Here is a 24,970-nt window from a genome sequence, read left to right on the forward strand (position 1 = left end):
GCCTACCCTCTGACCCGCGATCTAGGAAGTGATGTGTTGTTGATACAGTTTGCTAAGGGTGTCGCCCAGTTCCATTGGCTCAAACGGCTTTTCGATAATGCCAATCGCGCCGACATCTAAGTACCGTTGTCTCTCAGATTGTTGTATTTTTGCGGTCATAAACACCACTGGTGTGGTTTTCAGCGAAGGTAGCTGACGCAGCGCAGCCAGCGTTTGCAGACCATCCATCTGCGGCATCATCACGTCCAGTAAAATAAGCTGCGGGGCAAAAGCCTCTGCCTGGGCTAACGCACTTTGACCACTGTCACAGCTTAACAAAGTAAAGCCAGCAACATCAGTTAGCGCAATTTCTGCCACAGTCCGGATAGACTCATCGTCTTCTACATGCATTACTCTTTCTAACGCCATTTGCAGCCTCCTGTTATGACAAATTAAGAATTTTTTTCATTGGTTACCTCTTACTGCCAGCGGAGCGGTAAACCAGAAAACAGCACCACCGGCTGCGCTTTGCTGATAACCTATCTCACCGGCCATTAATTCTGTGAGCTGTTTACAAATCGACAAGCCTAAACCCGCCCCTTCATAATCCCGGCTTGCTGCGCCATTCTGTTGCCTGAATTGGCTAAACAACAAAGGTGCAAAATCCTTAGATACTCCTGGCCCTTCGTCTACAATACTTACTTTTACAAAGGACGTGGCTATTTCAGTATGAACTTTTATCACACTTTTAGCGGGCGAAAACTTTTGAGCGTTCGACAGTAAATTAGACATAATTTGTAAAAACCGACCGGCATCTGTCTGAACAGCGATATCCGACGGCGGCAGACTTAGCACTATTTGTATCTGCTTTTCCGGCAGGTAATGCTGCTGTTCCTGGCTTGCCTGTTGCAGCAGGCTTGTTAAAGATGCCGTTTGGATGTTTACAGACATCTTACTGGCAGACAGTTTTGAGAAATCTAAAATATCTACAATTAGTTGCTGTAATCTGCCGGCATTTTTTACGGTGAGATCTATTAGATTCTGGCTTTGCGCTGTGAAAACAGACTTCTTATCATTACTCAGAAGTTTAAGCGCGCCAAGAATAGAGGTTAGCGGCGTCCTGAGTTCATGACTGACATTGGCAATAAAATTATCCTGCAAGACCTGATACTGCTTACGTTGCTGGATATCAGTGACAATAACAATAAACCTGAATGCTTGTAATGTGGTAAATGGTTCCAATTGTCTTAACTGCACCTGCACATCAATTTTCTGACCGTCGGTTAACTGCAACATCGATTCAAAATCATGCGTCAACATCGGCTGCACAGTAGCATCGACTCCAGACGGCGAAGAAAAAGCGTGTAGTAAGTTGTCTGGTAAGCAAAGCCAGTCAACGATGCGACTGTTGATCAGCGCTTCAGGTGCTGTTTTGAAAATCAGCCCGGCACCACTATTGGCAAAACGGATACTGCCATCCGCAGCAAGTGCCAGAATGCCAACATCTTTGACGCCATCCATAACCGTTTGCAGAGTTTGCCTGCCAGAGTCAGCCTCTGTAGCAAACTCTTGTATTTGCTGCCTGTTTTTTAATAACTGCTGCTCAAATTCAGCCCTGTGCTGAGCCGGCAGCATAACCCAGCGAAAGCAGGCTATTTCGCCAAACAATCCTTGTTTGGCATTTAGCAGCATCGGAATTTGAGTTGATGCTGCGCCGTTAACTTGCAGATATATTTCTTTCACCTCGCCCTCGTTGCGTAGCATTGGTAAAATGTGCGTTTGCAAAAAAATCTGGCCCGCACGAGGGAGTATGTGTTCCAGCCTGTCAGGCAGTGCAACCTCTGTTAAACTAAAGGCAGTTTGTGCCCACTGATTAATAAACAGAATAGCGCCTTCGGTATCAGTCACTATTACCGCACAGGGTAACGCATTCAGTTCACCCAGATTGTTCAACAGTTGAGTTCCTGCTGCAAAAAGCGCTGCATGGCCTCAATCACTAGCGCCGGATGACTCATATGCGCAGCATGTCCAGCCACATCAAGAATAGCAAATTGACTATCTTTTATCTGCTGGTGGACAAATTGCCCCACTTCAACTGATGCCAGGGCGTCTTCTTTGTGCTGCAATATCAATGTCGGTACTACAAGTCTGGCAAAATCGGTTCTGTTGTCGGAAAAAAAAGTAGCATGGGCAAAGTGCCTGGTAATAACAGGGTCGGTAGAACAAAAACTGTCGGATAACTGGCCGGCAATCTGCGGCTCAGCGCCGGCACCTGCGACAACAGGCGCAAGATAATTAGCCCAGCCAAGGTAATTTTGATCCATCAGCTCTATTAAGCCTGCTAAATCTGCCTGTTCAAACCCGCCTTGGTAATCAGGCGGAACATTCAGAAAACAAGGTGAGGGACCAAGTAAAATCATTGATTTAAAAAGCCCTGGCCTGCGGTTAGCCGCCAGAATGCCTATACTGCAACTTACTGAATGGCCGACAAAAATAATATCAGCAGATAACGACAACGCATCACAAATTTCAAGTATATCTTCAGCATAACCGTTAAGGCTGGCATAACGCGAAAAGCTGTACTGACTGATATCTGACTGGCCACTACCGACAAAATCAAACAGAATTTGTTGGCTGCAATGTTCAAAAGCGGGGGTAACAGCAGCCCACATTGCCTGGCTGCAGCCAAAACCGTGCGCATACATAATAATTGGAGCGTTTTTTGAACCCGTTACTTTTACATTGTTTCTTTTCAGGACATTCATAATGCTCTCCGGCAGCGATTCTGACATCAGTAACCTCTAAAAAAGACGGCCAGGCAGCGATTAACACGCAGATTAGCTGAATATAACTGCTGCAATAAGTGAGCGCCAGCAATCTAAGCACTTAGTTGATCCAGCAGATACACCAGATGCTGATACTCCAGTCCGCTATGCCGCGATAAACCAATTTCACAGGTACGGCTACTCGACACCCCCCGTGAGCACTTACTTACCTGCGCCGCTAAGTTTGATAGCGCCGACGCATTCAGTTCTGGCAATACAAAGCCTTTATCGCCGGCAAAACCACAACAACTGATCCCTTCGGGTATCACCACCTGCCCGGTACAGGCGGCGGTTAATTGCTGTAGTTTTTCGCTCTGGCCCAACTGGCTGGCGCTACAGCTAATATGCAACGCCACCGGCTCGGCCTGCGGGGTAATGGTGAGTTTCGGTAACACGTGCTGATACAGAAAGTCGACGCTATCAATTATCGTCAAACGTGGGTCCAGCTTGCCCTGCAGCGTTAAACTACAAGGGCTGCTGTCAGAATAAATTGGGATCTGACCCCAATTACTCTTTTGCATTAACCATTGGTTTAATTCGTGTTGCTTTTGCTCAGCCGCAGCAAACTGGCCTTTTGACTGAAACGGCATACCACAGCACTGGCTGGCCAACCCCTCAGCAATAATCAGCTGATAACCGGCTTTGGCCAGTAAGTCAGTACTTACCTGCATTAAGCTGCGGCTGTCCTGGCTATTAGCTTGCGGCGTCATGACCCGGCTGCTGCAACTGGCCAGATAGATCACTGGCGTAAGGGTGATGTCTGCCAGCGTGGTGTTATAAGTGGCTGTTAGTTTTTTACGACTAACCGTAGGCATAGCTTGGTGCCAGCCGGGTAACACCTTTTTGAGAAGCTGCCCGGCCTTCAGGCCAACACGCGCCATGGCGCTTACAGCGGCAAAATGGCGTGCCATAACAGCCGCCACACCCTGCCAGCGCCGGTTGTTATCAGCACGAAGCGCCCGGGTTAAATCACCGGTATTAATGCCTACCGGACAAGCGGTACTGCACATACCACAGGCAGCGCAGGTATCATTACCGGCATACTGATAGGCTTTACTCAGTGCCTTCAGTCGGGTTGAGTCCTCAGCCGTCGCCTGCAGGCGCGAAATTTCCCGCTGGGTGACAATGCGCTGGCGTGGCGTCAGCGTCATGTTCCGGGACGGACAAACCGGTTCGCAAAACCCGCATTCAATGCATTTATCCACTAACGGATTCGTTGCCGGTAGTGGCTTTAAATTCTGCAAATGCAATTGCGGGTTATGACTAAGTACCACTTCTGGGTTAAGAATATGCTGCGGGTCTAACAGCTTTTTTAACCTCCACATTAGCTGATAAGCAGCGCTGCCCCACTCCAGCTCAACAAAAGGCGCCATATTACGGCCCGTGCCATGCTCTGCTTTCAGCGAGCCGCCAAATTCCACTGCCACCAGCTGTGCCACCTCCTGCATAAAACTGTCATAACGTAGTACCTCCGCGGGGTCATCAAAGCCCTGGGTAAATACAAAATGCAGGTTGCCCTCTAAGGCATGACCAAAAATAATGGCTTCGTCATAACTGTATTTGGTGAATAATTGCTGCAGCCGCGCCACACCGGCAGCCAGTTGCGCCAGTGGAAAGGTGACATCTTCAATAATCACCGTGGTGCCTGTTTCACGCACCGCGCCCACTGCCGGAAAGGTCCCCTTGCGGATAGCCCACAGCTGATTGTAAACGACCGGATCAGTGCTGAAATCAACCTGTCGCTCCAGTTCAAAACCCTGCACCACCGCCCGTAACTCAGCGAGTTGCTGTTGTAAGGTCTGGCTTGATACTGCGGTGCTTTCAATCAGTAAAGCACAGGCATTATCGGATACCTGCTTCACCCAATCCGGCATGCCAGCTTTGTGCTCGACGGAGCGCAAACTGCGCCGGTCTAACAGCTCCACCGCCGATACCGGCAGCGGCTTTAATACGTTTACCGCCTGACAGCATTGCTCGACCGAAGGAAACACCAGCAGGCTACTGGCCCGGTGCGGATAATCGGGCACGGTGTTGTAGGTTATGGCGCTGATAAAACCCAGGCAGCCCTCAGAGCCGACCATCAGGTGAGTCAGAATATCAATCGGATCGGTAAATTCGGTTAAGGCATTCAGCGAAAAACCGGTGGTATTTTTTAAACGGTATTTATGGCGGATTCTGGTGCACAGGGTTTCATCAGCGCGGGTTTGCTCTGCTAGTGCCGACAATGCAGCCAGCAACTGTGCATGGCTATCTTTGAAAGCAGCGACACTGGCGCTGTCTTCGGTATCCAGCACGGTGCCATCAAACAGTACTAGCCGCATCGCTGCCAGGGTATTAAAGCTGTTATGGGCGGTACCGCAGCACATACCGCTGGCATTATTGGCGACAATGCCGCCAATTTTACAGCTATTGATCGATGCCGGATCGGGGCCGATTTTACGCTGAAATTTTGTCAGCACACTGTTGGCCGCGGCGCCAATTACCCCGGGCTGCAAACGAATTTGCTCGCCCAGGCCACGCACCTCGCGCTGCTGCCAGTTCTCACCCAGCACCAGCAACACTGAATCGGTAACCGCCTGGCCGGATAAACTGGTACCCGCCGCCCGGAATGTAATCGCCACCTTGTGCTGATTCGCCAGCTTTAGCAGCGCCACCACCTCAGCCTCAGATTCTACCCGAAGTACTAATTTTGGTAATAAGCGATAAAAGCTGGCATCAGTGCCATAAGCCAGGGTAGCAAGAGGATCGTCAAAATAACGCTCAGCGGGGATCAGCTGTTTAACGGCCTGAAAAAACTGCGGTGGCATGCAAACCTCTGGCGACAAAACACTTAACTTAGACTAACTGATAAAACGCTAACAGCAGAGTAGTTGCAGAAACTTTTTTAACTTTAAAGCTTAGCGCTTTTCCATTAAATATCGTCTCGAGTGAATATCTGCCGGCAATTACGAACAGTCAAAATGCGGATCTCATGGCTCAGGCTGTATATTATCCGATAGTAACCAAAAATAATTTCGCGATAATCAGCATTTAGCAGTTCAGGCACTACGCGGCCCATTTCAGGCATAGTTGCCAACAACTGAGCTTTATCGAATACATCATTGACCCAACGCCCAGCAGCAACGGGGTCATCCAGCGCAATAAATTCTGCTGCATCAGTCAGCTTTTCCAAAGCTAAAGGGGACCAAACAACATTCATCTTTAATCAAACCAGCTTCATTTTTTAATGCGGCCCAATACTTGTGCACGGGCATCTTCATTTAACACACCGGCACCTTGCGCAAGCTGAGTTTCTGCAACGCGCATTTCCTCCAAAAGCTCAATCTTTTCCTGCATAGCTTCGTACTCAGACACGTCCAGCACCACTGCTACCCCTTTCCCGCGCTGGGTAATAATCAGTGGGCGCCGTGTTTCGTTAATCTGCTTTATATAAGAAGCAACACCAGCACGAAACTCTGATAGCGGCTGAATATCCTGATCAAAACGTATCCGACTCATAGTAGACTTCCAACAGTACAAAATTACGTACAAATATTAGTCCAAAAAATTCCAGCTGGCAACGACCTCAAAGTCTTTATCAGTTTAAGGATTGATATTACTCAACTACTTTTCGGACCCCGCCGGCACAATTGCAATGCCAAACCCCAGGGATCACGCAGCATGGCCAGGTGCGAGCCATCTGCCAGGTGTACATCGGTAACATGGCTGGCGCCTGCTGCTATTAAGCGGGCGCTGTCGATGCCCGGATCGGCAGATACCAACGCCAGGTGCAATACCAGAGGGTCCATCTCCGGGTAATCCGGTACCTTATCGGCCGGGTTGCAGTAGATTTCGACCATCATCACCCCGCTATCATCAGCCAGAAAATGGGTTTGCGCCGGGTCATTCAGGGCCCGTTTTAAACTAAAGCCTAAATGCTCGATATACCAGCTAGCCATTTGTTGTGGCTGTGCCACGTTAAAGGCGACGTGTTCAATACGCATAAATCCGGGTTCCTGTTACTGATTTTCTGTTAAATGAGACTCTGCAGGGAGAGGGTCTGCTGACGTATTTTTTAGTGGAATAAAGCTATCCAGCCAGTCGTTAATATTATCCGCCGGTACGTTTAACGGCCGATGTACCGGGGTAATTTGCGGATAGCCGCCCACTTGCTGTTGACTATCGATAATCCGGCCATCACGGTTATAGTAGCTTTGCACTATGCGTTTATCGATAGCATCACGCTGCCAATAGCGGGCACCGATAGCGGGCGACAGTTGTTGCTCCAGATCTTTGGCGGCGAGAACGTTAATTCCCTTCGGCCACGGCGGTGGCTTGGCTAAACGGTTAATCACGCCCATAGCCTCATACATCGCATTATCATCAAGGTTAAAGGTCAGGTTGTCCTGCAGGTAGGCATCACCATGATAGGACACCAGGGCCAAATCCGAATATGAATCGCGGCCATAACGCAACAGATTACCCACTACGGCGACCTGCGGATTCTTTGGGGTAAAAGCTGTGTGTTTCCATTCATTGTCAATAAAACCCAGCTTTACCGCATTAGCGTCGGCGTTATAGATAATGTTATTTAGCACCACGCCGGTGGTATGGGCTTTAAAATAGGGGTTACGCCGGGCGTTGTGGGCGAACAGGTTGCCGATAAAAGCAATATGCTGGCTAAAGTCATGCACCAGCGCGCCTTTGCTATGTTTACCTTTAATGTGGGTGGCGTAATCCAACGCTTCAGCCAGAATATTATAGCGAAAGGTAATATGCTTCGACGTCGCTTCAGGCCCTTTGTCACGGGGTCCGGACGCTGATACCAGCTCGTCGGTAGCCCAGCTTATTGAGTTATGCTCGATTAGCACATTACAGGCATCTTTACCGGTAACCGCTATGCCGTCGGTGTCCCAGCCAACCCGCTTAGCCAGACCGGCGTCGCCGGGCCGGATATGCAGATGGCGGACAATCACATCATGGCTGACAATCCGCAAACCACCTTTAATCAGGGTTATTCCCGGATCAGGGGCTGTTTCACCAGCAACGGTCAGAAACGGCTCACTGATCTCAAGATTACTCTGACCAAGATCAATTACCCCGGCCACTTCAAATACCGCTATTCGCGGCCCACTTGCAGCCAGTGCTGCGGCCAGCGAACCTGGCCCGGCGGGGTTAAGATTGCTAACTTTCAGTACAGCGCCGCCACTGCCACCTGGAGTATCCAGGCCAAAATTACGGCAATGCTCACCGGCCAACACGACTACTGGCATCGCCAGCAGCATTGCCAGGCTCACGCTCAAGGAAGAACATAAGCGAAAGCCGCGGCTGCTCAAAACAAAAAATCCGTCGCTAAAAAGTTCGAGCTGCGGGCTTTGACCATTTGTTTGACAAAATCGACGTCGCCATCCTGATACTTAGCAGCCACCAGGCTTGGAGTCGAGAACTGGCGCAGCGCATCGACTACCGATAAGGTGCCTTCGGCGGAGTCTTTGCGGCCGTTAAACGGAAAGCTATCAGGCCCGCGCTGACACTGGCTGTTAATATTGATCCTTCCCACCTGGTTAGCGAAGATATCTACCAGCTCGCCGACCTGCTGCGGGTTCTGGCCAAAAATACTCAGCTGCTGACCAAAGTTGGAGTTAACCACATAGTCAATAACTTCGCTGATATCATCAAACGGCACCACCGGCACCAGCGGCCCGAATTGCTCCTCAGCGTACAAGCGCATGTCGCTGCTAACCGGATACAGCACCGCCGGCTGAAAAAACGATGCCACGCTGCTGCCACCGCCCGGGTTTTGCAGTTTGGCGCCTTTACTGAGCGCATCTTGCAATAACTCAGTTAAAAAGCCGGTTTTACCGGGCTCAGGCAATGGCGTGATGGTTACGCCGGTCTGCCACGGCATACCAGCAGTCAGCGCGCTGACTGCTGCGGTTAATTTGCTGACAAACTCATCAGCAATGCTACGTTGTACAAACAGAATTTTTAACGCCGTGCAGCGCTGGCCATTAAACGATAAGCTGCCGGCCACACATTCTTTAACGGTGCGGTTCATCTCAGCATCGGCCAACACGATGGCCGGGTTCTTTGCGTCCAGGCCTAATACTGCACGCAGCCGGTGTGGCTTGGGGTGCATCCGTTTTAAATCACTGGCGCCTTTATTGGTGCCGATAAAGGCAAAGACATCGATTTTGCCACTGGCCATCAGCGCGCCCACAGTTTCGCGGCCGCGGCCGTAAATAATATTAATGACCCCGGCCGGAAAGCTTTGTAAAAAAGCCTGCAGTAATGGCTGAATCAGCAGTACGCCATATTTGGCAGGTTTAAAAATCACGGTATTACCCATAATCAACGCCGGAATAAGGGTGGTGAAGGTTTCATTTAGCGGGTAGTTAAAAGGCCCCATACAAAGCGCTACGCCAACCGGTACACGGCGAATTTTGCCTAAGCTGCCCTGCTCAATAATAAAGTGGCTGGCATCGCGGTCTTGCTGTTTTAAAGCGGCAATGGTGTCGCGAATGTAATCGCAGGTGCGGTCAAATTCTTTGGCGGCATCGGCATAAGGTTTGCCAATTTCCCACATCAGCAGTCGCACCACTTCGTCGCGCTGCAACTGCATTAACCCCAGAAACTTTTCAACATGCTGTATTCGCTCCAGCACGGGCATGCTGGGCCAGGCGCCACGGCCTAAGTTGTAGGCTTTAACGGCGGAATCCAAAGCAGCTAATGCGGCCTGTTCGTCCAGTAATGGCGTATGGCCCAGTAACACCTGGGTTAAGCTGTCGCCATCGCGAATATGCACCGGACTCAGCACCGGGCTTAGCTCACCGGCCCAGCTTAACAGTTCGCCATTAATCAGGTATTCACGCTGGGTGATCAGCGCATTGTGGGCAAACTGGGCCGGAATATCGGCTGCTTGCGGAAACAGTGTTGCTAAACTCATGCTTTACTCCTTCTAACAATAAAATTGCCTTGGTTGTTAGTCAGGGTCAGATGTATCGCTTGTCCGGCTTTTCGCCGGATCTTTGTTGTTCAATTGTGGTGGCAGGCTTCACAGCTAAGGGAACGCAAAGACGTCGTGAATACTTCCCTGTAGACTCCTCTGCCGCTTCCCTGCGGCAGACGCTTTGCTATACCCTTAGCTGCTTCGCTTTGATAGTTCGACGACACACCAATCGTTCGAAGTGATGCCGGAAAAAGCTAAGCAGACCGTCTCCCGCTTGGATGCGGACAAATTCGTCTGGAACGAATTTGAACAGCTCCGCTGGCCCATCGGGCAAACTTCATGGATGAAGTTTGTAACAGAGCCCCCACGGATGGGTTTACGGCGTGTCTGCGTGCTTTATTGCGGCGTCACCGCACACAACTCAACTAATGGTGCTAGCTCACTTCACAAAACTAGATGGCCGGTGCTTCGCCCAGAAGCCATTAAAATGCTCTTTACTGACAATGGCGCCGGTATGCTCAACCACAAAACCTGCCAGGCGGGCGGCAAACTTTACTGCCTGCTGTGGGGCAATGCCGCCCAAGCGGGCGGCTAAGTAACCGCCATTAAAAGAATCGCCAGCTGCGGTGGTGTCCACCACTTTCTTCACCGGGTGGGCCATAGCGCTAAAACACTCTTGTTTAAAGCGGCCGTTAATGCCGTTTTTGCCGTCTTTAACAATAATTTCAGTGACCCCCAGCTCAGTTAAATGCTCCACCACCTGGTCGGTACGCTCGGCATCAAACAGTGCTTTGTGGTCATCCAGCCCCGGCAAGGCCACGTCGGCCAAACGGTAAGCCTGTAAAATAGCCGCTTTGGCAGTATCGGCGTTGGGCCATAGCGCAGGCCGGTAGTTGGGATCGAACACGATCTGGCTGCCATCCTGCTTTAACTGCTCTATCAGGGTAAATAACGTAGTGCGGTCGGCATCCGATAAAATCGCCAGGGTAATACCTGAAAAATAAAACATATCGCAGCCTTTGAGCGCTTCGTAATTGCTTTGCGCCATAAAGCATTGCACCACCTGCTTGGCCGCTGAGCTGTCACGCCAGTAAACAAAACTGCGCTCGCCAAAGGCATCGGTGTTAATCATGTACAAGCCAGGCCGGGCGGTTTTACTGCGCAACATCAGTTTGGTATCAATTTTTTCCCGCTCTACCGCCCGTACCAGCTTGTCACTGATCCGGTCGATGCCCACTGCAGTGAAAAACTGCACGTCTAATGGCACCTCACAGGTGCGTTTTAAGTAGACGGCGGTATTAAACACATCGCCGGCAAAATTCTGGTGATAAACATTGTCGACCAGCTGAAACAGCTCGACCATGCACTCGCCCATAATAACGATACGTTTTGTCATTCGATGCTCCTCAGGCGGCGGCTTTTAGTTTATTGGCAATAGCGGTGGCCTGTGCCGCCAGCTGGCTTATTTGCTGCCACTGCCCGGCTTTAACCATAGCAGCTGGGGTTAACCAGGAGCCACCTGCTACAAACACATTCGGCAGTGCCAGAAAATCCGCCAGATTATGCTGGCCAATACCACCGGTAGGGCAAAACTGCACCTGCTGAAAAATGCTGCTTAGCGCCTTTAGCATGTCAATGCCACCGGATAAATGCGCCGGGAAAAACTTCACTTCAGTAAGACCATATTCAAACGCCATCGCTATTTCTGATGGGGTAGCCACGCCTGGCGCAAATGGCAGACCGCAGTCGATCATCGCTTCCAGTAATTTTGGCGTACTGGCCGGACTGACCAGAAACTGGGCACCGGCGTTTTTGGCAGCAGTGGCGTCACTTGCAGATAAAATAGTACCAGCACCAACCAGCAATTCAGGTAATGCCTTACGGATAGCAGTAATGCCAGCCAGCGCCTCCGTGGTACGCAGTACCACTTCCACTGAGCCAATACCGCCGGCACTCAGTGCTTTGGCAATATTAACGGCCTCAGCCGGGGTATCAGCCTGAATAATAGGCAGCAATGCCGGGCCTTTGACCACAGATGACAATAACGCCGGTAAATGTGTAACAGGTAAAGATGACATTAACGCGCTCCTGCAGCGGCCGCAGGCAGTGCCTGGCGGGTAACAATTTGGTGATAGGCAGCAACGACTGCCTGTTGAAATTCAGGGTTTAGGCTAAGCCCGGGCGGGAACACGGCATCGACTGCCAGAAATAACGGCACGTCAATCTGCGCTTTACCGCTGCACTGCGCCGCAACGGCCAGCAATGGCTCGGCCAAAGGGTCGACCAGTTTTTCGTTATCGTTATAACGCTTAACAATAAAACGGCACCAGGCGGCAATGGCATAGGCCAGTTTGGCAATGGGCTGGCCTTTAGCTAAGTTATCGCTGATGGCAGGCAATACCCGCATTGGCAATTTTTGCGAGCCGTCCCAGGCAATTTGCGAGAGTAAATGGCGGATAGCCGGGTTACGAAAGCGCGCTAAAATATCCTGGCTGTACTGCTTTACATCCAGCTCTGCCGGCGCTTTAAACGAGGGTATCAGCTCGTCAGTAATCATTTGCTCAATAAAGTCAACCAGTTGCGGGTCCTGCATGGCATCAAACACAGTTTCGTAGCCGAGCAGACTGCCAACATAGGCCAGGGTGGAGTGCGGCGCATTTAACAGCCGCAGTTTGGCTTTTTCAAATGCGCTAACATCCTGGGCGTAAATGACTCCGGCTTGCTGCCAGGCCGGGCGGTCGGCGGGTAAAATATCTTCGATAACCCACTGTACAAAGGCCTCGCGTTTAATTGGCCAATTGTCGGTTAAATTCAGCACCTCTGTCACCTGCGCACGCAGGGCATCGTCGGTGGCCGGGGTAATACTGTCGACCATGGTGCAGGGACAAATAAGTTGCTGCGCCAGCCAGTTGGCGACTGTTGCATTTTTCTGCTCAGCATAAGCAATAATAGCGCCGCGCAGCTTATGACCGTTGTCGGTCAGGTTGTCACAACTTACAACGCAAAAGGGCGCAATATTGGCCTGATAGCGCGCGGCAAGCGCGCTGAATAACATGCCAACAGCAGTTATGGGCTGCGAGGTGCCGGTTAAGTCCTGTTGAATTTGCGGGTGCTTTAAATCCAGTTTACCGGCATTATTCAGGCAGTAGCCTTTTTCAGTAATGGTTAGCGTCACATATTTGGTGCTGGCGGCCGTTAAGCGGGCCTGTACTTGCTGATATTGTTCGCTGGCAATCAATACTTCCGCTACTGAACCAATAACCTGATAGCTTTGCTCGGCATCCAGCACCGCCAGCGTATAAAGACCATCTTGCGGGCTTAACGCCTGGCTAACGTCTGGTGAGCGCATCGACACGGCACTAATGGCCCAGTCGCCGCCAAATTGCAGGGCCTGCTCGGTATACCAGGCCTGATGGCCACGGAAAAATGCGCCGGGGCCAATATGGACTATGCCAATTTTTGGCTGTTGCTCTGCCAACCTGTAAGCTGGAATAGGCAGTTTGCCGTTCAGGCTGGCCAGGGTTTGATTGTTTAGTTGTTTCATGGTTATTCCTGCTTATTGTGCAGTGTTGGCTCCACTCAGTAACAGCACACAAAGACGCCGTAAACCCATCCGTGGGGGCTCCTCTGCCGCATCCATGCGGCAGACGCTTTGTTTAGCTGTTACTGAGCTGCGCTTGCAATATCGGTGTAAATTTCACAAAGCGTTATTCGCTGCTACTGAGCTGCGCTTGCGATATTGGTGTAACTTTCACAAAGCCAGTTAGTTCAACTGGTACGCTTTTTTCACTAAGCCATACGTCAGCTCATACGCCAGCTCATGGGCTTCGGCTTCTGTTAACCGGTGCTCCGCCACTAAACCAGCCAGGAAGCGACAGTCAATTCGCCGCGCTACATCGTGCCGGGCCGGTATCGATAAAAAGGCCCGGGTATCGTCGTTAAAGCCAACGGTATTGTAAAAACCGGCGGTTTCCGTCACCTGATGCCGGAACCGCAACATACCTTCCGGGCTGTCGTGGAACCACCAGGCCGGGCCCAGTTTTAATGCCGGGTAATGGCCAGCCAACGGTGCTAACTCGCGGGCGTAAGTGGTTTCGTCCAGGGTAAATAAAATAATATTCAGGCCCGCTTCGTTGCCATATTTTTGCAGCAACGGCTTTAAGTTGCTGACAAACTCGGTTGGGCTCGGAATATCGGCCCCTTTATCCGGGCCAAAGCGCTCAAAAATCACTTTGTTATGGTTGCGGTGGGCACCCGGATGAATTTGCATGGTCATGCCATCTTGCAGGCTCATGCCAGCCATTTCGGTCAGCATCTGGCCACGGAATAGCTCGGCATCAGCGCTACTGGCATCGCCAGCCAGGCAACGTGCAAACAAGGCTGCTGCGTCACTTTCGTTTAAATCGGCAGTAATCGCAGTCGGGTGACCATGATCGGTGGCGGTGGCGCCATGCTCACGGAAAAAGGCCCGGCGCTGACGCAGTGCAGCCAGGTACCCCTGCCAGCTTTGGGTATCTTCACCGGTCAGCTCGCCCAGTTTCGCCACATTGGCAGCAAAATCAGCGCGGTCGGCGTCAACCACATCATCCGGCCGAAAGGTGGTAATCACTTTATGCTCGTAACCACTGCCTTTAAGTTTGGCGTGGTGTTTTAAGTCATTTAACGCACCTTCAGTAGTCGCAATCAGTTCGATGTTAAAGCGGTCCAGCAAGGCGCGCGGCTTAAATTCTGGCTTGGCCAGCTGTTCGTTAATGCTGTCGTAGTAGTGATCAGCCGTTTGCTCGCACAAACTGTCTGCCAAGCCGAATACTTCCGAAAACACGCTGTCGAGCCAGATACGTGACGGCGTGCCACGAAACAGATAGTAATGCCTGGCAAAGATCTGGAAAATTTTCCGGTAATCTGTTTCCACCACGGCACCATCTTTACGGCGAATACCCAGCTGTTCCAACTTAATGCCCTGGCTGTATAGCATGCGGAATACATAGTGATCCGGCAGCAGCAATAGCGCGGTAGCATTGTCAAAGTTGGCGTTATCGGCAAACCAACTCGGGTCGGTATGGCCATGTGGGCTGACGATCGGTAAGTTTTTAACATGCTGATACAGCCGCCTGGCGATATCCCGCTGCACAGGATCTGACGGAAATAACCTGTCGGGATGAAGTTCTAATGGCTGTACCGGTTTTTTCTCTGTCATATTCAAATCCTGTTTCACTGTTATCAATGTCGTTTTGGCCCCGCCAGGGCTGAGTTAACTAGGCTGTTATAGCGTCGCTTTTTATAACGTCACTTTTTATAACGTCACGCCGTTTTTCCAGATGGCGATTTCGCGATTGTCGGTTTGTTCATTGCGGGTAGTTTTACCCGACGCCACCTCCAGCAGGTAACTGAAAAACTGCTGGCTGAATTCGGTCGCGTCCTGGTCCTTTTTCAGTAAACCGCCCGCGTCATAATCAATCCACTGCGGTTTACGCCCGGCCAGCGCCGAGTTGGAGGAAATTTTTACGGTAGGTGCCGGAAAACCAAGCGGTGTGCCACGGCCTGTGGTAAATAACAGCAGGGTCGCACCGGCGGCAGTTAATGCCGTGGAGGAAACCGCATCATTGCCAGGGCCTTCCAGTAAGGTTAAGCCACTTTGGCTGGCCATTTCACCGTAACGAATAACCTGTTTTACTATGGCTGAACCCCCCTTCTGAATCGCACCAAGTGATTTTTCTTCTAAGGTTGTCAAGCCGCCATCTTTATTGCCCGGGCTCGGGTTCTCATACACTGGTTGCTTGTTATCGATAAAGTACTGTTTAAAGTCGTTAACCAGAGTAACGATATCGCCAAACACCTGCTCGTTGGCCGCACGGGCCATAAATACCTGCTCGGCGCCAAACATTTCGGGGGTTTCGGTTAGCACCACCTTGCCGTTGGCGGCTGCCACTAAATCAGCAATCCGGCCCACTAACGGGTTAGCGGTTAAGCCGCTTAAGCCATCAGAGCCGCCGCATTTCATGCCAACTACTAAATCAGACACCGGGCAGGCCGTGCGCTTGTCGTTGCGCATTTGTGCCACTAACTCGGCAACGGCTTCCAGGCCCTGTTCTATTTCATCTTCTACCTGCTGGGCATTAAATGAGCGAATGCGACTGTGATCGACACCCGGGCTGGCTGCCAGCAGTTTACTTAACTGATTGTTCTCACAACCCAGGCCCATTACCAGCACGCCACCGGCATTAGGGTGTTGAATTAACCCCGCCAGCAAGGTGCGGGTATTGGCTAAATCGTCGCCCAGCTGCGAGCAGCCAAACGGATGAGTAAAGGCGTGAATGCCGTCTATCTCATCGCCATATAACTTACCCGCCTGCTCAGCAACCCGCATCGCGGCGCGGTTAACGCAGCCTACCGTATTAATGATCCACAACTCGTTGCGGGTACCGACCTTGCCATTGGCCCGCCGGTAACCCATAAATTCGGTTGGCAAGCTTGCCGGAAAACTCAGCTTTGGTGCCTGACAGCCATCAAAACGATAATCAACCTGTCCGCTTAACAAGGTAGCCAGATTATGCGAATGAATATGTTCCCCTACTGCGATATCAGTAGTGGCTGCACCAATGGCGAAGCCGTATTTAATTACCGGCTCGCCTTTGGCAATGGTCGTCAGGGCCACTTTATGGCCGGCCGGTACGTCTTGTTTAGCACTGATATGCTGATAAGGCGCAGCCAGAGTGGTGCCAGCGGCCAGCGGTTGCAATGCCACTAACACATTGTCGCGCGGGTGCACCTGGAGCAGGGTTAACTGCTCGCCCGGATCGGCCAGGGCATTTAACGTAACGCTACAACCTGGTTTTTGTTCTGTGCTCATAATTCAGCCTATCTCTGTTTTGTCTAGCGGTGGCAAAATATCTATAAAAAAATTGCGATCACAATTTTAATTCCTGACCATTTAGCGTTAAATCAACTTGGTCCAACTGCGCCACATTTTCCAGGATGCCTAAACTGTCAGTTTGCTTAAAATGAACATTATGCAAACTCACGCCGTTTATGGGTGCTCGTTCAAAACCCCGGAGTACAAAGGCACGCTCGGCTTTTTTCACCTGCAAATTACTGATGTGTAAGTTTTTCACCTGCGGCATAAACTGGCCGGCGTCGCCTTCTTCATAGAAGAAGTTAATCACGATGGCGTCTTTCACTTCGCCAATTTCAATATCACGGATATAAATATTTTCAATCAGGCCACCACGTACCGAATTGGTTTTAATCCGGATGCCACGGGCCAGGTTGGGGCTGCTCATCCGGCAGCGCCTGGCAAAAATATTACGGGCGCCACCAGATATTTCACTGCCCAGCACCACGCCACCATGGCCGGCACGCATTACGCAGTCCTGAATCACCACATTTTGCACCGGCGTTGCCAGGCGGCGGCCATCATTATTGCGGCCTGACTTAAGGGCAATACAATCATCACCGGTATCGAACAGGCAGTTTTCAATTAATACCCGGTTGCACGACTCGGGGTTACAACCATCAGAGTTCGGGCCATAACTGATAAAGTTAACATTGCGCACCACTACATCTTCCGACAACACCGGGTTAATTAACCAGAACGGTGAATTGCGAATGGTAACGCCGTCAATTAATACTCTTTTACAACCATAAGGCTGAATAAACGGAGGCCGCAAAAAGTTTTGCGCAAATACCCGCTCACTGACTGGTGCGCCGCGCTCCGCCATCTCAAACAATGGCGCACGGGTCAATGCCTGATCAACCCTCGCATCGTAATCCCAGCTACGCCGTTCCCAATCGCCCTTCCACGGCCACCACTGGCTGTTGGAGCCATTGCCTTCTAAAATACCTTCGCCGGTAACTGCAATATTCTGCTGCTCAAAAGCATATATAAGTGGCGAGTAGCCCATTAATTCCACGCCTTCCCAGCGGGTCATCACGTAAGGCAGATAATGTTTGGCGTCGGTGTAGAATGACAACACGGCATTTTGCTGCAGGTGTAAATTGACATTAGACAATAAATGAACAGCACCGGTTTCAAAACGCCCCATTGGCACCACGACCCGGCCGCCGCCCGCACTGTTGCAGGCTGCAATCGCCGCTTTAATGGCGCTGGTATTGTCAAAACCCTTGTCAGCTTTCGCCCCATAGCTGGTAATTAGAAAGTCACGTGCCGGAAACTCAGTTGGGGCTATGCCGGCAATAATGGCATCGGCTTGTTGCCACTGTTTTTCGTCGGCGCTTGCAACATTGTCATTTTGTCTGTCAGCAGCTGATAAAGCCATACCTGAACACCCCTGCAGAGATAATAATGACAGGCTGGCGCTTGCCAGACCAAGGGTTTTCAAGTGTAGGCGCTTACGCGAATTTATCATCTGTTTCTCCTTTTTTTGCCATGACGGTAGTCATATAAACAGGCTGCCTATCACGCTGCTACAGATATAATAACCAATTTGCCACCGGTGGCAAGCAAAACGCCATTTTTTTTGCCATCGGTAGCAAAAAAATCGGAACCGGCGATCTGAGCGAATGCTTCAGCCTAAATTATTCGTCTGGTGAGAAGGTTGCAACCCGGGCCGTAGATTCGCGCACGACCAGGGTTGGCGCTACTTTAGCCGCAACATTGCTGGCCGCTTTGTCGTTATTTTCAATCGACATAATCATTTTACTGGTGGCCAGTAAGGCCATCTGCCGCACCGGCCGGCGAATGGTGGTCAGTGCCGGGATCACCCGCGAGGCCAGCATGTTGTCATCGAAACCGGCAACCGATAATTGTTCTGGCACTTTAATGCCCATGGTATGCGCTACTTTCAGCACACCGGCGGCCATCTGGTCATTATTGGCGAAAATAGCAGTAGGTCGGTCAGTACCTTGTAAAATATGGCGGGCGCATTCTATTCCCGTCTCATAGGTGTTATTGCCCTCGATGATCTGCTCCGGCTTAATTTTAATACCGTAAGCAGATAAACCTAACTGGAACCCTTCCATCCGCTCGGTCGATGACTTGTAACGTTGCGGTCCGCTGATAAAGGCAATTTTTTCATGGCCAAGCTGGGCAAAATAGCGCGCCATTTCAGCAGCCGCGGCTCTGTCATCCGACACCACGATATGTTTAGGTTCGTCCAGCGCCACTGAGCTTAGCCGAACATAAGGGCTGCCTGAGTCTTTTAATGCCTGGGCCAGACTTTCAGACTCCGACACCGGCGGCAGCACAATCACCCCATCCAGTTTTGAGCGCTGCATAAAGCGCAGACAGTCCTGCACCAGCGATTCGCTGCGATAACGACACGGGTGCACTACCAGCTCGTAGCCGAGGTTAGAGCACACCTCCAGCACCCCGCGCTGGACGTCGTCCAGATACAAAGCATCGGGATTATCGTAAATCAGCCCCAGCAGATATGAACGGCTGGATGCTAAGCCCCGCGCCTGGGTGTTCGGCGAGTACTTTAAATCGCTGATGACCTTTTCTACCCGCAAGCGGGTACCGTCGCCAACACTGAGTGAGCCGTTAATAACCCTGGAGACCGTGCGTTTTGACACCCCGGCAATCCGGGCGACGTCATTTATGGTGGCTTGTTTTTGCATACTTCTCATCTTAATGACCACTGACGTTACTGGCCAGCAGTTGCGGCCGGTAGGTGCTGAGTGCAATATCAATAGCAGTTTGTTTTAAGGCTGCAATGATAGCAGTGATTGGCTGTTTGCCAAACACCGCCAGCGGCCCGGTAGCGCCAACGGCCGCCACCACCTGGCCGTGTTCGTTACGAACCGGCGCCGCCAGACAGCGCACATCATTGTGATATTCCATTTCATCGCCAGCATAACCCCGGGCCAGTACCCGCTGTAATTCGCTATATAATTGAGCCGGTTCAGTCAGGCTGCGCTTAGTGCGACTGACAAAAAGCCCGGCTGCAGCCAGCTCGTCCAGCTGATCCAGGTGATGATGTGCTAAAAATACTTTGCCAGCTGCCGAGCAGTTAAAAGCCGCGACCGTGCCCGGTCTGGCCGCCAGGCGCAGCGGGTTAGGGCTGTCGCATACTTCAACCAACAGGGCGCCTGTGGCATGCGGCAATGCTAAATGACAACTTAAGCCCGTTTTCAATGCCAGTCGCTGCAGACAAGGCTGCGCCTGTTGCGACAGACGTTGTGAGCTCAGCACATTTAAGCCCAGCTTAAACAACTGGGCGCCAACCTGATAGCGTTTACCTTGTTTTGCCAGCACTTTCTCCTGGCAAAGGGTTTGCAATATCCGAAACGCGGTAGTGCGCGGCAACGCCAGGCGCTGTTCCAGCTCTGTTAAACTCAGCCCCTGCTCTGACTCGCTGACCAGGCTGATAATACGACAGGCATTGGCCAGATTAGGAATAACATAACTTACCATCAGTTCTCTCCTGCCCTGTTAATGATATAAGAGCCAATGCTGTTAAAACCCAAACTGCGCTGGCAACCATTCACTGATCGCCGGAATATAAGTCACCAGCATCAGCACCACAAACATCGCTAAGTACAGCGGCATCAGCGGTTTAATAATGGCCTCTATCCGGGTTTTGGCAATGGCGCAACTGACAAACAACACGCTACCCACCGGTGGGGACACCAGGCCGATTGACAAGTTAAGCACCATCATAATGCCAAAATGCAGTGGGCTCATGCCAAGCTCTACTGCAACCGGCAAAAATATCGGGGTGAAAATCAGTACTGCCGGGGTCATGTCCATAAAGGCTCCTACCAGCAATAAGATCAGGTTAATCATCAGCAAAATCAGTAACGGGTTTTCACTTATGGTCAGCATAGCCGCACTAATCGCCTGCGGAATTTGCTCATAAGACAAAATCCATGACATGGCTGATGAGGTGGCAATCAGTGCCATAACAATAGCCGTTGTTTCCGCCGCTTTCATCAGTACTGCCGGCAGCTCAGAAGTTTTCACTTCACGGTATATCCCCACCGCTAAAATAAGCGAATACACCACGGCTATAGCACCCGCTTCAGTGGCGGTAAAAATGCCACTGATGATGCCGCCGATAACCAGAAAGATCATAAATAAACTGGGCACAGCGGCAGCAATTTTTTGCACCACCAGTTTAAATGGTAGCCGGGCGCCGACCGGATAGCCCTTTATTTTGGCGTAGCCAGCACAGACAATCATTAATGAGATACCCAACAAAATACCCGGCAGGTAGCCGGCAATAAACAATGCGGCTATCGATACCCCGCCGCTGGCAATGGCGTACACAATTAAAATATTACTGGGCGGGATTAACATGCCGGTGGTGGCAGCTGCTGCGGTCACCGCCGCGCTGTAATTGACGTCGTAACCCTGCTTTTTCATTTCCGGCAGCATAAAACTGCCAATGGCCGAGGTTGCGGCGACTGCCGAGCCGGAAATGGCCCCGAAAAACATACAGGACACCACGTTTACCAGCGCTAAGCCACCGGGTAGCATACCGATCAGTGCCATTGCGCACTCAATTAAGCGCTTGGCAATGCCACCGCGGCCCATAATAAGCCCCGACAAGATAAAGAACGGGATAGCCAGTAAGGCAAAACTGTTAATACCCCCGGCCATCCGCTGGGCCATGGTAGTCACAGCCGGCATAAAATCGACACTGAGCAAAATAGTGGCAAGAGTGGCCAGGCCAATACAAAATGAGATAGGTACGTTTAACAGCAATAAGCCAAAAAATACCAGTAATAAAACTAAAATGGCTAATTCCATCAGTGTACTCCCTTCACAACCGGCAGGCTTTGGTTAGTGGCCAGCGCATACAGCTGACATACCCCGTAAAATGCTATCAGCACCCCGGATAACGGAATGGCCAGATAGATATAAGCCATTTTAATATCCAGCGCCGCCGACATCTGATTCAGCTCATAGGTCAGCCTTACCAGATTGCCACCACCGACTACCATTACCGCTACCGCAAACGATGCCACAGCGGCAGTCAGCACAAACGCTACCCGGCGTCGTCCCGCCGGGCTGAATTTCTGGGTAACAATATCCAGCCCCAGGTGCACGCCAGTGCGATACGCAAAAGCAGCGCCTATCATGCCTATCCAGATCAGTAAGGTACGTGACAGCTCTTCGGTCATTGAACTGGGAGCATTGAGCACAAAGCGTGATACCACCTGCCAGCACACGACCAGCACAATAGTCGCCATCAGAAAAGCCAGAAACCATTTTAAGGCGTTATCAATAAGCTGCATTAACTTAATCATTTGCTGCCTCCGACTTTTCGGCTAAGGCGGCAATTTGCTGCAGCACCGGGCCAATTTCTGTTTGCTGTAAACTCTGATGAAACGGCTTTACTGCGTCGCGAAAGGGTTGTTTATCGGGGTAAATTACTTTCACCCCGGCGGCTTTTACTGCTGCCAGCGCCTGCTCTGATGCTTCGGCCCAGGCCTCACGCTGATACACCACTGAATCGTCCGCAGCCTGTTGCAACCATTGCTGTTGTTGGCTGGTTAAGCCCTGCCACACCGCCAGACTGACTATCATCACATCGGGCACGGCAGTATGTTCATCCAGGGTGTAATACTTACTCAGCTCATAATGACGGGATAAATAAAAACTGGGCGGGTTATTCTCTGCGCCGTCTACCACCCCTTGCTGCAATGCTGTGTAGAGCTCACCCCAGTCCACCGGTGTCGCCGCGCCCCCTAAGGCCTCTACCATTTTCACCGCAGTCTGGCTGGCCAGTACCCGGAATTTCTTACCGCGTAAATCGGCCGGGCTGTTAATTTCGGTATTGGTTGAATAGAAACTGCGACTGCCGGCATCATAATAACCCAGGCCACGCAAGCGGGCAGGCTCAAGATCCGTTAATAACTGCTGGCCGGTCGGGCTTTCCAACACCCGCCACAGGTGGGCGTTGTCGTTAAAAATATAAGGTACACTAAACACGCGCATTTGCGGTACAAAGCTCTCCACCGAGCTGGCCGACACTTTGGTCATGGCTAAGCTGCCGATTTGCAGCAACTCTATCAGTTCGCGTTCATTGCCCAGCTGGCCGCCGCTGTATATTTCTACCTGCATACTGCCATCTGAATAGTGCTGCAACCGCTCGCCCATTAACACCATGGCTTTATGCACCACATGCTCCTGATCGAGGGTATGCGCCAGGCGCAACGTCACGTGCTCCTGCTGCGGCTGACAGCCACTAAGCCAGATACTGGCCAGCAGCAACAGGCCCGTGGTGGCCTGGCGGGTAATTTTCTTCATATCTCGTCCTGCCCTGTTGCCAAGCATGGCATGTCTTACTGCATGCCTTACTCAATAAAAATAGTGCTGCAGCGATACTGCAGCTGTCGCATTTATTTCATCGCGCTGGCCGGGAATTTATCCATATCGTGATAATCAAGGTTCTCACCCGCCATACCCCAGATAAAGGCATAATTGCTGGTACCACAGCCACTGTGGATAGACCAGGCTGGTGACACCACTGCTTGCTCGTTTGCTACCCAGATATGCCGGGTTTCCTGGGGCTGGCCCATGAAATGACAAACCCGTTGCTCACTTTCAAGGTTAAAATAAAAATAGGCTTCCATCCGCCGGTCATGCTGATGCGCTGGCATAGTATTCCAGACACTGCCTGGCTTAAGCACCGTTAAGCCCATCTGCAGCTGACAGGTTTCCACCACATCGTTAATCATTAGCTGGTGAATAGCCCGCTCGTTCGAGGTTTCCAGCGAGCCCATCTGCAGTACGGTGCAATTATCCATGGTCAGATGTTTGGTAGGAAAAGCATGGTGCGCAGGCGCGGAGTTTAAATAGAACTTCGCCGGCTTACCTGCGTCAGCGCTGTGAAAGCTGACGTCGCGTGCACCCATGCCAATATAAAGCGCTTCAGTGTTCTTTAACTGGTAACGCTCGCCATCGACGCTGACCGTACCGGTTCCGCCGACATTAATAATGCCAAGTTCACGCCGTTTTAAAAAATACTCGGCCTTTAACTGCTCTGGTGCCGCCAGTTGCACCGGGCCCGCCACCGGCACCGCACTGCCGACGATCACCCGCTCGTAATGGGTGTAACACAGCACCAGTTTGTCAGCCTGCATCAGATTATCGACCAGAAAATGCTGGCGCAGCTCGTCAGTATCGTAGTGTTTCACGTCGTCCGGATGAGTCGGGTAACGGCTTTCATATATTGTTGTCATAGTAACCTCATAAAAATTTGTTAAGAATTCAGCGGGCCAGCCAGCCGCCATCGACAGCCAGCACATGGCCGTTGACGTAATCGCTGGCAGCAGATGCCAGAAATACCGCTGCGCCGGCTAAATCTTCCGGCTCGCCCCAGCGTGCAGCCGGAATACGGGCGGTAATGGCGGCATTACGCTCAGTGTCGGCTTGCAATGCCGCGGTATTGTCGGTGCGAAAATAACCCGGGGCTATCGCGTTTACCTGAATATTGTGATGTGCCCATTCATTAGCAAGCGCTTTAGTTACCCCGGCAATAGCGTGTTTACTTGCCGTATAAGCCGGTACTGTGATGCCACCGCTGTACGACAGCATCGAGGCGATATTAATAATTTTGCCTTGTTTGCGCGCTATCATCTCGGCTCCCAGCCGCTGACTCAGCAAAAAAGCCGCATCTAAATTTACCGCTATGACTTTATGCCACTCACTCATTGGAAACTGATGGGCCGGTGCCCGGAAAATAGTACCGCCACAATTAACCAGAATATCTATCTGGCCGATTGTCATGGCGTCTTTTGCTAATTGCTCAACAGCCTGTTCATCGCTTAAATCAGCAGCCAGCGCGGTGGCCTTACCGCCAGCAGCAACTATTTTTTGCACCGTCTCCTGACAACCGCCGGCTGCGGAACTGGTACAAATCAGTTCAGCGCCCGCCCCGGCCAGTGCCACAGCTATCGCCTGGCCTAAACCACGGCTGGCCCCGGTTACCAGTGCCCGTTGCCCCGTCAGGGAAAATAATGCTGTCATCGCTGCCTCCAATTTTAAAATTAACAGATATAAGGTTGCTATTTGCCCGTGTGCTTTTGCTGATTGCCAGCGCTAAATTGTTCATATATGGAACAGCGCAAAAAATAAAACAACCAAAATACTTATTTAAATACAACAACTTAATTCAATCTGACAGCCTTTTGTTACAATTTAAGCTGATTTTGTTTAAAGCATTAATTGACAGATTTTAGTTGATGGTGTTAGCTTTTTGCCATCGGTGGCATAAAATTGCAAGCTTTTTTTGCCACCGGTAGACAAAGCGTTAACTCAGTATAGAAACGA

At 51.1% G+C, this 24,970-nt stretch carries 22 protein-coding genes; all 22 read right to left on the reverse strand.

Going from position 1 to position 24,970, the window contains the following annotated elements; all coding sequences use genetic code 11:
• Window positions 1-21: 21 nt before the first annotated feature.
• The 22 genes from CRO03_RS11795 to kduD all read right to left on the reverse strand — a co-directional run bounded on the left by CRO03_RS11795 (window position 22) and on the right by kduD (window position 24,667).
• Window positions 22-408, reverse strand: coding sequence for a response regulator (locus CRO03_RS11795; protein WP_097111828.1), 387 nt, complete (start codon window positions 406-408; stop codon window positions 22-24).
• A gap of 36 nt (window positions 409-444) precedes the next feature.
• The gene (locus CRO03_RS11800; RefSeq protein ID WP_097111829.1) at window positions 445-1,932 is read right to left on the reverse strand and encodes a sensor histidine kinase; all 1,488 of its coding nucleotides are present in this window, start codon (window positions 1,930-1,932) and stop codon (window positions 445-447) included.
• Window positions 1,929-2,771 (reverse strand): alpha/beta fold hydrolase, encoded by an 843-nt coding sequence (locus tag CRO03_RS11805; RefSeq protein WP_245861633.1) that lies wholly within the window; start codon window positions 2,769-2,771, stop codon window positions 1,929-1,931. The genes CRO03_RS11800 and CRO03_RS11805 overlap by 4 nt, the downstream gene beginning before the upstream one ends.
• Before the next feature lie 86 nt (window positions 2,772-2,857).
• Window positions 2,858-5,611: an FAD-binding and (Fe-S)-binding domain-containing protein gene (locus tag CRO03_RS11810; protein WP_097111831.1), complete on the reverse strand. Its 2,754-nt coding sequence runs from the start codon at window positions 5,609-5,611 to the stop codon at window positions 2,858-2,860.
• A gap of 104 nt (window positions 5,612-5,715) precedes the next feature.
• On the reverse strand, window positions 5,716-6,003 hold the full coding sequence (locus CRO03_RS11815) for a type II toxin-antitoxin system RelE/ParE family toxin (RefSeq protein ID WP_097111832.1): 288 nt from the start codon (window positions 6,001-6,003) through the stop codon (window positions 5,716-5,718).
• A gap of 17 nt (window positions 6,004-6,020) precedes the next feature.
• Window positions 6,021-6,302 (reverse strand): type II toxin-antitoxin system Phd/YefM family antitoxin, encoded by a 282-nt coding sequence (locus tag CRO03_RS11820; protein WP_097111833.1) that lies wholly within the window; start codon window positions 6,300-6,302, stop codon window positions 6,021-6,023.
• A gap of 101 nt (window positions 6,303-6,403) precedes the next feature.
• Complete coding sequence (locus tag CRO03_RS11825; RefSeq protein WP_097111834.1) at window positions 6,404-6,787, reverse strand: VOC family protein; 384 nt, start codon at window positions 6,785-6,787, stop codon at window positions 6,404-6,406.
• Between the two features lie 15 nt (window positions 6,788-6,802).
• Window positions 6,803-8,068 (reverse strand): pectate lyase, encoded by a 1,266-nt coding sequence (locus CRO03_RS11830; protein WP_097111981.1) that lies wholly within the window; start codon window positions 8,066-8,068, stop codon window positions 6,803-6,805.
• A 47-nt stretch (window positions 8,069-8,115) separates the two neighbouring features.
• Complete coding sequence (locus tag CRO03_RS11835; RefSeq protein WP_097111835.1) at window positions 8,116-9,729, reverse strand: NADP-dependent glyceraldehyde-3-phosphate dehydrogenase; 1,614 nt, start codon at window positions 9,727-9,729, stop codon at window positions 8,116-8,118.
• A 442-nt stretch (window positions 9,730-10,171) separates the two neighbouring features.
• Window positions 10,172-11,128 carry a sugar kinase gene (locus tag CRO03_RS11840; RefSeq protein WP_097111836.1) on the reverse strand — a complete coding sequence of 319 codons (957 nt, stop codon included), beginning with the start codon at window positions 11,126-11,128 and terminating at the stop codon, window positions 10,172-10,174.
• Window positions 11,129-11,138: 10 nt separating this feature from the next.
• Window positions 11,139-11,810, reverse strand: a complete 672-nt coding sequence (gene eda, locus CRO03_RS11845; RefSeq protein ID WP_097111837.1) for a bifunctional 4-hydroxy-2-oxoglutarate aldolase/2-dehydro-3-deoxy-phosphogluconate aldolase — start codon at window positions 11,808-11,810, stop codon at window positions 11,139-11,141.
• Window positions 11,810-13,276, reverse strand: coding sequence for a mannitol dehydrogenase family protein (locus CRO03_RS11850; protein ID WP_097111838.1), 1,467 nt, complete (start codon window positions 13,274-13,276; stop codon window positions 11,810-11,812). Before CRO03_RS11850 ends, eda begins: the two co-directional genes overlap by 1 nt.
• Window positions 13,277-13,495: 219 nt before the next feature.
• On the reverse strand, window positions 13,496-14,929 hold the full coding sequence (gene uxaC / locus CRO03_RS11855) for a glucuronate isomerase (protein WP_097111839.1): 1,434 nt from the start codon (window positions 14,927-14,929) through the stop codon (window positions 13,496-13,498).
• A gap of 96 nt (window positions 14,930-15,025) precedes the next feature.
• Window positions 15,026-16,582 carry a UxaA family hydrolase gene (locus CRO03_RS11860; protein ID WP_097111840.1) on the reverse strand — a complete coding sequence of 519 codons (1,557 nt, stop codon included), beginning with the start codon at window positions 16,580-16,582 and terminating at the stop codon, window positions 15,026-15,028.
• A gap of 58 nt (window positions 16,583-16,640) precedes the next feature.
• Entirely contained in the window at window positions 16,641-18,008 is a 1,368-nt protein-coding gene (locus CRO03_RS11865) for a glycoside hydrolase family 28 protein (RefSeq protein ID WP_212682409.1), read from the reverse strand.
• A gap of 259 nt (window positions 18,009-18,267) precedes the next feature.
• A complete protein-coding gene (locus CRO03_RS11870) occupies window positions 18,268-19,308 on the reverse strand; it encodes a LacI family DNA-binding transcriptional regulator (RefSeq protein ID WP_097111982.1) in 1,041 nt (346 codons plus the stop codon).
• A 10-nt stretch (window positions 19,309-19,318) separates the two neighbouring features.
• Window positions 19,319-20,104 (reverse strand): IclR family transcriptional regulator, encoded by a 786-nt coding sequence (locus CRO03_RS11875; RefSeq protein ID WP_097111842.1) that lies wholly within the window; start codon window positions 20,102-20,104, stop codon window positions 19,319-19,321.
• Between the two features lie 42 nt (window positions 20,105-20,146).
• On the reverse strand, window positions 20,147-21,442 hold the full coding sequence (locus CRO03_RS11880) for a TRAP transporter large permease (RefSeq protein WP_097111843.1): 1,296 nt from the start codon (window positions 21,440-21,442) through the stop codon (window positions 20,147-20,149).
• A complete protein-coding gene (locus CRO03_RS11885; RefSeq protein WP_097111844.1) occupies window positions 21,442-21,942 on the reverse strand; it encodes a TRAP transporter small permease in 501 nt (166 codons plus the stop codon). Before CRO03_RS11885 ends, CRO03_RS11880 begins: the two co-directional genes overlap by 1 nt.
• Window positions 21,935-22,945 carry a TRAP transporter substrate-binding protein gene (locus CRO03_RS11890; RefSeq protein ID WP_097111845.1) on the reverse strand — a complete coding sequence of 337 codons (1,011 nt, stop codon included), beginning with the start codon at window positions 22,943-22,945 and terminating at the stop codon, window positions 21,935-21,937. Before CRO03_RS11890 ends, CRO03_RS11885 begins: the two co-directional genes overlap by 8 nt.
• 92 nt (window positions 22,946-23,037) lie before the next feature.
• Window positions 23,038-23,880: a 5-dehydro-4-deoxy-D-glucuronate isomerase gene (gene kduI / locus CRO03_RS11895; RefSeq protein WP_097111983.1), complete on the reverse strand. Its 843-nt coding sequence runs from the start codon at window positions 23,878-23,880 to the stop codon at window positions 23,038-23,040.
• A gap of 28 nt (window positions 23,881-23,908) precedes the next feature.
• On the reverse strand, window positions 23,909-24,667 hold the full coding sequence (kduD, locus tag CRO03_RS11900) for a 2-dehydro-3-deoxy-D-gluconate 5-dehydrogenase KduD (RefSeq protein WP_097111846.1): 759 nt from the start codon (window positions 24,665-24,667) through the stop codon (window positions 23,909-23,911).
• Between the last annotated feature and the right edge of the window lie 303 nt (window positions 24,668-24,970).

Source organism: Arsukibacterium tuosuense (genome assembly GCF_900215315.1).
GTDB classification, from domain to species: Bacteria; Pseudomonadota; Gammaproteobacteria; order Enterobacterales; family Alteromonadaceae; genus Alishewanella; species Alishewanella tuosuense.